Source organism: Pontibacter sp. BAB1700 (assembly GCF_000277005.1).
GTDB lineage: Bacteria > Bacteroidota > Bacteroidia > Cytophagales > Hymenobacteraceae > Pontibacter > Pontibacter lucknowensis.
Window position 1 is genome coordinate 20,471 of the sequence record NZ_AKIS01000105.1, and the last position, 8,678, is coordinate 29,148.

An 8,678-nucleotide genomic window follows, 5' to 3' on the forward strand; every position below is an offset into this window, starting at 1 on the left:
ACTTAATTCGGGTCGTCTTCGCTCGCGCCATTAGCAACTCAACTGCTAAGCATACAACCTTTCATCTTTCTGCCCTATGAAAAACTGAAGGATCGCTCCGAATACCACTACTGCTACACAGCCGATCACGTTGAACCACAGGAAGGCAATGTCAGTGTAGAAGTGGCAGTACAGCACTACTGCTTCAGCTAGCAGTGCGGCAATGAACACGGCGTGCCCTTTGATGTACTTCACATAGAATGCCACCAGGAAAATACCCAGGATGGTGCCGTAGAAGATGGAGCCGATGATGTTCACCGCCTGAATCAGGTTATCGAGCAGGGAGGCGTAAGTGGCGAAGATAATCGCCAAGGTGCCCCAGGCTGCGGTAAATAAACGGGATGCCCGCAGGTAGTGGAAATTATCTTTCTCCTTTTTGACAGATCGTTTGTAGATATCCACTACCGTTGTGGAGGCCAGCGCATTGAGTTCCGATGCCGTGGATGACATGGCCGCTGAAAAGATCACAGCCAACAGCAAGCCTACCAGACCGGCCGGCAGGTATTTCATCACAAAGGAAATGAACACGTAGTCTGTGTCTTTGGTCTCGGCATCAGGCGTAGCCTTGGCAATAAGTGCTTTTGCATCATTACGCACCGCTTTGGAGGCATCGGTTATACCTTGCACCTCAGCCTGGGCAGCGGCAATGGCCGTCTCGTCATCAGTTCGCAGGGCGGCAACCAGACCGTGCACTGCTTCCTGCTTTTGGTTGAACAGCGTGGTGTGTTGTTCTTCAAGCACCTCCATTTCCGGGGCAAACTCGGTGGCGTATACCTTGTCTTTAGCGGCTTCGTTGAAGAAAAGCGGTGGCTGGTTGAACTGGTAGAATACAAACACCATTACGCCGATAAACAGGATGATAAACTGCATCGGGATTTTGAGCAAACCGTTGAACAGCAAACCCAACCGACTCTCCCCTACCGATTTGCCACCCAGATAACGAGCCACCTGGCTCTGGTCGGTACCGAAGTAGGAAAGGGCTAGAAACAGTCCGCCCGTCATCCCTGACCAGAAGTTGTAGCGGTCGTTCCAGTCGAAGGAGAAATCCACCACATTCATTTTGCCCATCTTACCGGCTACAGCCACGGCATCGCCGAAGGACACGCTCTCGGCAGGTAGCGCACCACCATAAAACCAGCCACCAGCATGCCGCCCATCATCACGGCCATCTGCTGCTTTTGCGTCACACTCACCGCCTTGGTGCCACCCGATACAGTATAAATGATCACGAGTATACCGATCAGCAGGTTAGTTACTGTTAAATTCCAGCCCAGTATAGTAGATAGGATGATAGCTGGGGCGTAGATCGTGATACCAGCCGCCAGTCCGCGCTGCACCAGAAAGAGCAGGGCAGCCAAAGAGCGGGTTTTCAGATCGAAGCGGCTCTCGAGGTACTCGTAGGCAGTGTATACCTTGAGCCGGTAAAAAATCGGGATGACCGTGATCGAAATGATGACCATCGCGATCGGGAGTCCGAAGTAAAACTGCACGAAGCGCATACCATCCTCATAGGCCTGGCCAGGCGTGGAAAGGAAAGTAATAGCACTGGCTTGGGTCGCCATGATAGACAAACCGATGGTCCACCATTTCATGCTGTTGTCGCCTTTGAGGTAGCCTTCAATATCCTTGCTTCCGCGGGTTTTCCAGACGCCGTAGCTCACAATAAAGCCCAGCGTACCGAGCAGTACAATCCAGTCAAGCAGCCTCATGAATAGATGCGGGTGATTATGTAAAACAGGGTGATCAGAAAAGCGAGATTGCCCAGCACCAGCCAGTACATACTTTTCCAACTCTCAAAAAAAGGGGGCTTGTCGAGCTCCTCGTTAGGCTTACTATCGGTTTCTTTCATGGTTTTCTTTAGACAGTAGTCATTGTAGCAAAAAGTACAAGACTACTCACTGGGTATCTTGAACTGCAGATTTTGAATGGCTCCTTTTATTTAACAGCACTTTCAGCGCTGCTTCCCTGGCCACCGTGACCGTTTCCAAGCGAGATCAGGTTGGTGAAGATGCGGTAGGCACCTGGCACACCGGCGGGCAGTTGTCTGAACCAGGAGTAGCCGGTATACACGAAGTGACCTTTGCCATAGCGGGCAATCAAAAGGCCACCGTCGCGGGCTGGCTCACCCGGATCGTTGCTGGAGAGGATCGCTTCAAACTCCTTGCTCCACTCACTCGGGAAGTAGAGCCCCCGCTCCTGTACCCAGCCTTCAAAATCCTTTTTAGTGATTTTGTTCGGGCTGTTCAGCGCCTGGTGATTTGGTTTCAGGAAACGAACTTCAGCATCTTCTACCGTCACCCGCTGGCTGGAGATCTTCAGAGGATAGGGAGCGATGTTGTTCGTCTTAAGACTGTGCCCGGTGTTATACTGCACGATCACGGTACCGCCTTGTTGCACGTAGTTGAGCAGACGTGGCTGGTAAAAGTTCATGCGCTCCACCGTGTTGTAGGCCCTAACCCCAAGTATCACCGCATCGAAGCGCTTCAGATTCTGATCGGTGATGTCCTCATCTTTGAGCAGGGTCACGTTATACCCGATCTGCTGCAGACTCGCAGGAATGTCGTCACCGGCTCCCATCAGGTAGGCGATCTGCTCTCCGTTGCGCTTCAGGTCGAGGCGCACGGCTTTGGTCACAGCCTCCGGAAAGGTGGTCTGTGTCGGGATATGGCTATACTGGATCACGTTGAGTCCACGGGTATAGGGCTTGCCTGCTACCGTGGCCACGGCTTTCAATTCTACTTCCTGCTGTCCTTTTGGCGGATACACCATGAAGCGTACCAGCTGCTCTGCGCCATTCTGCTCCAGGTCAAATGCCACCTGCGCCGGCTCCGCTCGCCAGCCTTTCGGCATTTGCAGTGCCAGATTGCCTTTCATACCTGCCTTACCGGATTTCACCAGCACGTGCACCGGTTTTGGCTCCTGCGAGGCGAACATCAGCACTTTCTCGGAGATGTTCACAAACACGGGCGGCGTGATGGCCAGCGGTCTGTACTGTTCGCCATCCACGGGATCGTTGCGTTTGTACACCACTGGCACGCTGTAGCGGAAAGGCTCGCCGCTGATCAGCAGATCGAGCTGCACTTCGGCGGCCGGCTTGTTCTCGGGCGCTCCGATCTCTTGCAGGTCATCTACCCGAAACAGGCCCAGCGTTCCCTCCTGCCGTAGCCAGTAAGGCTGCGAGAGTGGTGCCGAAACCGGAACCTGCATTCTGAAAGGTATAAGATGCCCTTCGTTCGGAGCGAGTGTTTTATTTAGGCTGCTGTCTTTAGCAGCAAAGCTATGGCGCATGCTCACTAGCTGCACAGGTATAGCCGATCGGTTGATAGCCTCCAGCTGCAGGTTCAGTTGCTCGCCCGGTGTTACAGCATATTCCGTAGCCACTGCCTCCAGGTATAGGCCCAGGCTATGCTTCACCACCTGCTCCAACTCCTGCGTCTTGAGTCGTTTCCAATAGCTATCAGGCAGCTTGGCCAGTTCTTTTCGGGCTGCCAACAGCGTCGGCACTACGGCTGCCGGTTGCTCCGGCTTAAACTCTGTTACCGCCTGCTGCAAAAGTGCTGCTACTTTTTCGCTGCCTTTCACGCGGCTCCAGCTGGTATTTATACCTTCAAACAGTTCTTCTTTAGCTCTCTCGCCTTTAGTATGCTCCAAATATTCTATCGTAACACCACGTGTACCTGTCGAGCCGAAGCCCTGGCTCTTGTGCATACTGCGACTCAGGGCGGCGATCTCCGGGTAGGACTTGCCCAGCAACGGATTATAGCCACCCACATCCACTTTTAATAGTTGTGAACCATAGTCCTCAAACTCTTTCTGGCTACGGAAGGACCATACGCCGGTATTCCAAAGCACCCGCTTGGCCTGCCATACCTGCACGTGCTTGAGCTGCTCCGGAAAGCGCTTCGGGTCTGCAGCGGCCTCAAAAGCCTCGTTTGCCAGCATGGCCGAAGCGGTGTGGTGCCCGTGCGTTTCAGAGGGACGCGGCGAGAAGCGGGTAATGATCACATCAGGCCTGAACTTGCGGATAGCCCATACCACATCGTGCAGCACCTTCTCCTTATCCCAGGTGGCAAAGGTCTCCTCAGGATTTTTTGAAAAGCCAAAGTCGTTGGCGCGGGTAAAAAACTGCTGCCCTCCATCCGTGCGACGGGCCTGCAGCAACTCCTGCGTGCGGATAAGGCCCAGCCCCTCCCGGATCTCTGGTCCGATGAGGTTTTGCCGCCATCACCGCGGGTCACCGACAGGTAGCCTGTGTTGTAGAGTTTCTCGTTAGACAGGTAGGCAATAAAGCGGGTATTTTCATCGTCGGGATGCGCTGCCACATACAGCACGGTACCCAGCACGTTCAGCTTTTTGATATCCTGCAGTAGCTCGGCAGCATGCGGTTTAGCAGGTGACTGCGCCTTGAGTATCCCTACAGAAAGCAGCGAGCACAAGACAAAAAAGAGCGAAAAACTTTTTTTCATGGTTTTAGTTAAAGAAGCAGTGAATTGAACCTTCATCACCATGCTGTAAATCTAAAAAAATTGTGTCAGCCTAACCAGTTTTGTCTTGTTTATACAAGACAGAAAGTCGCTCCAACCCGACATATAACAATTGGTACATTTATTTTGCACTTAAAACAGCCTGTTACTTCATGGTTCAAATTCAGGCGATATAGTCTTGTAATATGACTAGTCAGGACTTAGCCAAGAATACTATGGGTTAAAGCAAATTTTACAAAAAAATAATCAAATTATTAGCTTTATATTTTACGCTTCCTATATTTGTAAAAAAGTGGAAGACACTTACCGCATCCTGCCTAAGGCTCGTCAGTTTTACTGGGTAGCCCCAACTATGAAACAATGTATCTGAAGGCTACAAACATCTGACGTATATGGCAGAAAACAGAATTGGAGACCAAGCTATTGAATTTCTTGGTTCCTACTATGCCAAACATGAAAAAAAATCTGGCTTACTTATAAACAGACTGGTGCCTACGCACCAGGGTACTTTTGCCGATGCGCTGTTCGCCTATCAGAAACACGACAATTGCTTTTTTGCCGTGTCACTTAATATTTCCGCCTCTAACAAACTGGCGCGCCTGCTGAGCACTTACAAGAAAAAAGGACTGGGCAGAAGTCGTTATTTAACTGCTGCCTCTATTTTTGGCGCAGTAGCCTACCTCTGCTACCTGACTGGCAATTGGCTAATGATGGCCCTCATACCTGCTATACTAGCAGTGACTGGTTTTATACTACATTCCAATCTGCGCAAGCGCTACATGCAGCAGCAACTGAAAGCGGCAGTGGACCAGCTCAAGCAGCAGCCTGCCGACCACCAGTGGCTGGGCTTACAGGTAAGCAGCCTGTGCTGGCGCGGCAATGCCATGGCAGACTACCTATCCAAACTATGTGAACGAAAAGGCATAGGTCTGCTGACAGTAGGCAAGCGTTCACGCCTCACGCTGCGCCAGGAACCACGCCTGGCCACCTGCCGCCGCACTGACTTCCTCTCATACTACACACAGGCGATAACCTGCGCAGAGAATTGTCAGACCAGTTTATGCGGGTAGCATAGGCCTTAAATAAATTGCGCCTGAGCCATTACTAATCATCTCCCTCATGCGTACAAATGTCAAAAGTATGCCCTGACTGCAAGGTAAAGGCATAAGACGACGCTTGAACCCATGAGAAGATACCTGAATATACTACCCTTTGCTGCTCTCCTACTGGTTGGATGCCAGACCCAGGACGGCTTTCAGATTCCCAACACACAGCCCGACATAAAGGGCAACATCACCAACATCAAAAAAACGAATTCCAAAAAGAAAGAAGGCGTGGCCGTCATACTGGTTGAGTCAGTGGAAGGTATGCAAACCAATCACGCCAAAGCGACTCTCCGCATAGATGGCAAGACGCACATTGAGAACACCGAAGGAGCAACACTCCGATTAGAGCACTTGCGTGAAGGTCATTTAGTCGAGGCTTGGTTTGACGAGCAGGTTATGGAATCATTTCCGGTGCAGGCCCATGCCACCGCCATACGGGTAAGCAACTAGCACAAGAGATGGAAGAAAGCAAAGCAAGCTATACCTGGCACAAAGTATTTGACAGCGTGACTGAAGCCCGCGAGCAGATGCCCCTCCGTAAACTCAAACAACTCGTGCTGGATGGCCGGACTATTTGCTTTGCGCATACTGCCTCCGGTTTTTTTGCGCTCGACGATGCCTGTCCGCACCTGGGATATGCGCTCAGCAAAGGTACTACTAACTATCTGGATGAAATGGTATGCCCCTGGCACAGCTACAGGTATAACATGCAGAATGGGCGAGAGTGCGAGTTCCGCACACGCAAGGCAGTTCTCCACCGGGTGGAGCTAAGGGAAGAAGGTGTGTTTGTGGGAATAGAGCAGACAGCCTCTACTGCCTGAAAAGGTGCTTTTTACCCCTCAATAGTGGCACTCCACTCAAATTAAGCGCATTTTTGTCGGCAAAGCGGCCAATTTGCTTACATTGCGCGGTGCAACCATCTGATGTTACCTCTATGGCACCCAGAATAATTCGACCGGAGATCTCACCAACTGCACCGATAAAGTTGCACCATGCAATGGGTGATGTGTATGTCACCATCCAACATAAGGAAGAGTACATCGAGGCTAAATGGCAAGGGCACATAACCGCTGATAATGTTGTAAGCGCTTCACTTGCCTTTTTGGAACTTCTTAAAAGCAAGCGCTGCTCCAAGCTGCTAAACGACAAGTCAGATGTAACCGGCGACTGGCAGGAAGCAAATGACTGGCTTCAGTTTGAATGGCTGCCCCGCGCTATGGAAGCCGGCCTGCGGTTTATGGCGCATGTATACTCCTTTAATATGTTCAGCCAACTTGCAGCCCGTGAGCTCCAGGAGCGAATTACACCTGAAGTCAGCATGAAAAGCTTTTACGAACGTCCCCTTGCGGAGGAATGGCTGCGAAAGCAGGATGACACTGCGGCTGCCGACCAGCGGGCTGCAACGGCTTAGCGCACGTTAGCAGCTACCGCACTTGGCGCAACAGGTGTGATCAATACTGTGTCAAGCAGCACAGTCATCACAGGTTTTTCTATTTCCATATCGACAGTGCTGGCAACAGCAGCATCTACTGATTGTGTGTTTTGAGTATTTGGTTGCAATGCAAGACCGAAGCATGATACAGTGGCGGCGATTAAGAATAATACTTTCATGGCTTTAATATTTAGTGGTTATCAATTAATTACTGTGACAAAGTTATTCTATAGTACTTTGTTATGCAAGGTACTGTTGCTAAAATCACTACTATTTTATACCAAGGTCCTTGAAATATCCGTGAAAGACCCAAAAAATCAGACGAACGACTACAGTTTACAAAGGCCAAAAAGAGCAATAATTACCAGGTATCGTTATATATTATTTACTCGCTATTGGCTTTCCTACAGATAATCACCCGCATTTATCCTTTCCCAAAAAATTAGCTTTAATTTTGCCTTCCGGCCTTTGCCATTTTGTTGGGCAACCGGCTTTACAAGCAAGTATCAGACAGCTACAATGCAGGATTTAGAAGAAGTAGAGCAAATACAGAAAGAAGAGAAGGAAAGCGGTTTCAAACGGGAGATCACCCTTTTCGACGCCATCATGATCGTAACCGGCGGTATGATCGGTTCCGGCATATTCATCGTGACAGCCGATATTTCCAGGGCGGTCGTAAGTCCAGGCAACATGCTGCTGGTCTGGGTGCTTTCGGGCTTCCTGACCATGGTGGGCGCCATCAGCTATGGCGAGTTATCGTCTATGTTCCCGAAGGTGGGTGGGCAATATGTATACCTGAAGGAAGCCTACAACAAAATGGTGGCCTTCCTTTATGGCTGGACGCTGTTTCTGGTGATCCAGACTGGTGTGATCGCAGCGGTGGCCGTGGCTTTCGCCCGCTTTACCGGGGTACTTATACCCTGGTTCAGCGAAGACAATGTGTTGTTTTCCCTGGCAGGATTTAACTTCACTTCCGTGCAGTTGCTGGCGATTGTGAGCATCCTATACCTGACGTATATCAACTCTCGCGGCGTGAAGAGCGGTAAATTGATCCAGAACATCTTTGGCAGCACGAAACTAATCGCTTTGTTTGGCCTGATTCTGTTTGGTCTGCTGTTCGGTATCAACGACACGGCGGTGCAGGCCAACTTCTCTGATTTCTGGGGATCTGCCGCAGCGGCCACTGGAACCAGCGAAGCACCTCCGGTAGGTATGGCGCTGATCACAGCCATCGGCATTGCCATGGTAGGCGCCTTGTTCTCGGCTGACTCCTGGAATAACATCGGCTTTTCGGGCGATGAGATCGTGAACCCGAAGCGCACCATCGTGCTCAGCATGGTGATCGGTAGTGCCATTGTGATGGGGCTATACCTGATCATCAACCTGGTATACCTGCTCGTGCTCCCCCTCAACGGCGACCCGAACGCAACAGACGTGATTGGCCAGGGCATTAAGTATGCCTCCAACGACCGTGTAGCCACAGCCGTGGCGGAAGTGATCGGCGGGTATCCAGCTACGGTAGGCATCGCCATTCTGATCATGATCTCGACCTTCGGTTGTAACAACGGCGCCATCCTGTCAGGGGCGAGGGTATACTATGCCATTGCCAAAGACGGC

The 8,678-nt window shown here is 51.0% G+C and carries 8 protein-coding genes and 1 pseudogene; 5 read left to right on the forward strand and 4 right to left on the reverse strand.

Annotated features, from left to right (window positions below; genetic code table 11):
- Positions 1 to 45 precede the first annotated feature (45 nt).
- From O71_RS12710 to O71_RS12715, 3 genes and pseudogenes are all read right to left on the reverse strand, one after another.
- Positions 46 to 1,748 (reverse strand): annotated as a pseudogene (locus O71_RS12710) (sodium:solute symporter).
- On the reverse strand, positions 1,745 to 1,888 hold the full coding sequence (locus O71_RS24320) for a hypothetical protein (protein ID WP_192811680.1): 144 nt from the start codon (positions 1,886 to 1,888) through the stop codon (positions 1,745 to 1,747). The pseudogene O71_RS12710 and the gene O71_RS24320 overlap by 4 nt, the downstream one beginning before the upstream one ends.
- Positions 1,889 to 1,974: 86 nt before the next feature.
- A complete protein-coding gene (locus O71_RS12715; protein WP_007657390.1) occupies positions 1,975 to 4,200 on the reverse strand; it encodes a hypothetical protein in 2,226 nt (741 codons plus the stop codon).
- Between the two features lie 811 nt (positions 4,201 to 5,011).
- Here O71_RS12715 and O71_RS12720 point away from each other — a divergent pair.
- The 4 genes from O71_RS12720 to O71_RS12735 all read left to right on the forward strand — a co-directional run bounded on the left by O71_RS12720 (position 5,012) and on the right by O71_RS12735 (position 7,040).
- A complete protein-coding gene (locus O71_RS12720; RefSeq protein ID WP_192811681.1) occupies positions 5,012 to 5,593 on the forward strand; it encodes a hypothetical protein in 582 nt (193 codons plus the stop codon).
- 114 nt (positions 5,594 to 5,707) lie between these two features.
- Positions 5,708 to 6,079, forward strand: a complete 372-nt coding sequence (locus O71_RS12725) for a hypothetical protein (protein ID WP_007657401.1) — start codon at positions 5,708 to 5,710, stop codon at positions 6,077 to 6,079.
- An 8-nt stretch (positions 6,080 to 6,087) separates the two neighbouring features.
- On the forward strand, positions 6,088 to 6,450 hold the full coding sequence (locus tag O71_RS12730) for a Rieske 2Fe-2S domain-containing protein (RefSeq protein WP_007657403.1): 363 nt from the start codon (positions 6,088 to 6,090) through the stop codon (positions 6,448 to 6,450).
- A 113-nt stretch (positions 6,451 to 6,563) separates the two neighbouring features.
- Positions 6,564 to 7,040, forward strand: coding sequence for a hypothetical protein (locus tag O71_RS12735; protein WP_237717840.1), 477 nt, complete (start codon positions 6,564 to 6,566; stop codon positions 7,038 to 7,040).
- On the opposite strand, the gene O71_RS12740 is transcribed toward O71_RS12735, so the two are convergent.
- Positions 7,037 to 7,240, reverse strand: a complete 204-nt coding sequence (locus O71_RS12740) for a hypothetical protein (protein ID WP_007657408.1) — start codon at positions 7,238 to 7,240, stop codon at positions 7,037 to 7,039. The two genes, O71_RS12735 and O71_RS12740, sit on opposite strands and share 4 nt — an antisense overlap.
- Positions 7,241 to 7,580: 340 nt before the next feature.
- Between O71_RS12740 and O71_RS12745 the strand changes: the two genes are divergently transcribed.
- The coding region (locus O71_RS12745; RefSeq protein ID WP_007657410.1) for an APC family permease at positions 7,581 to 8,678 on the forward strand (1,098 nt) is incomplete at its 3' end.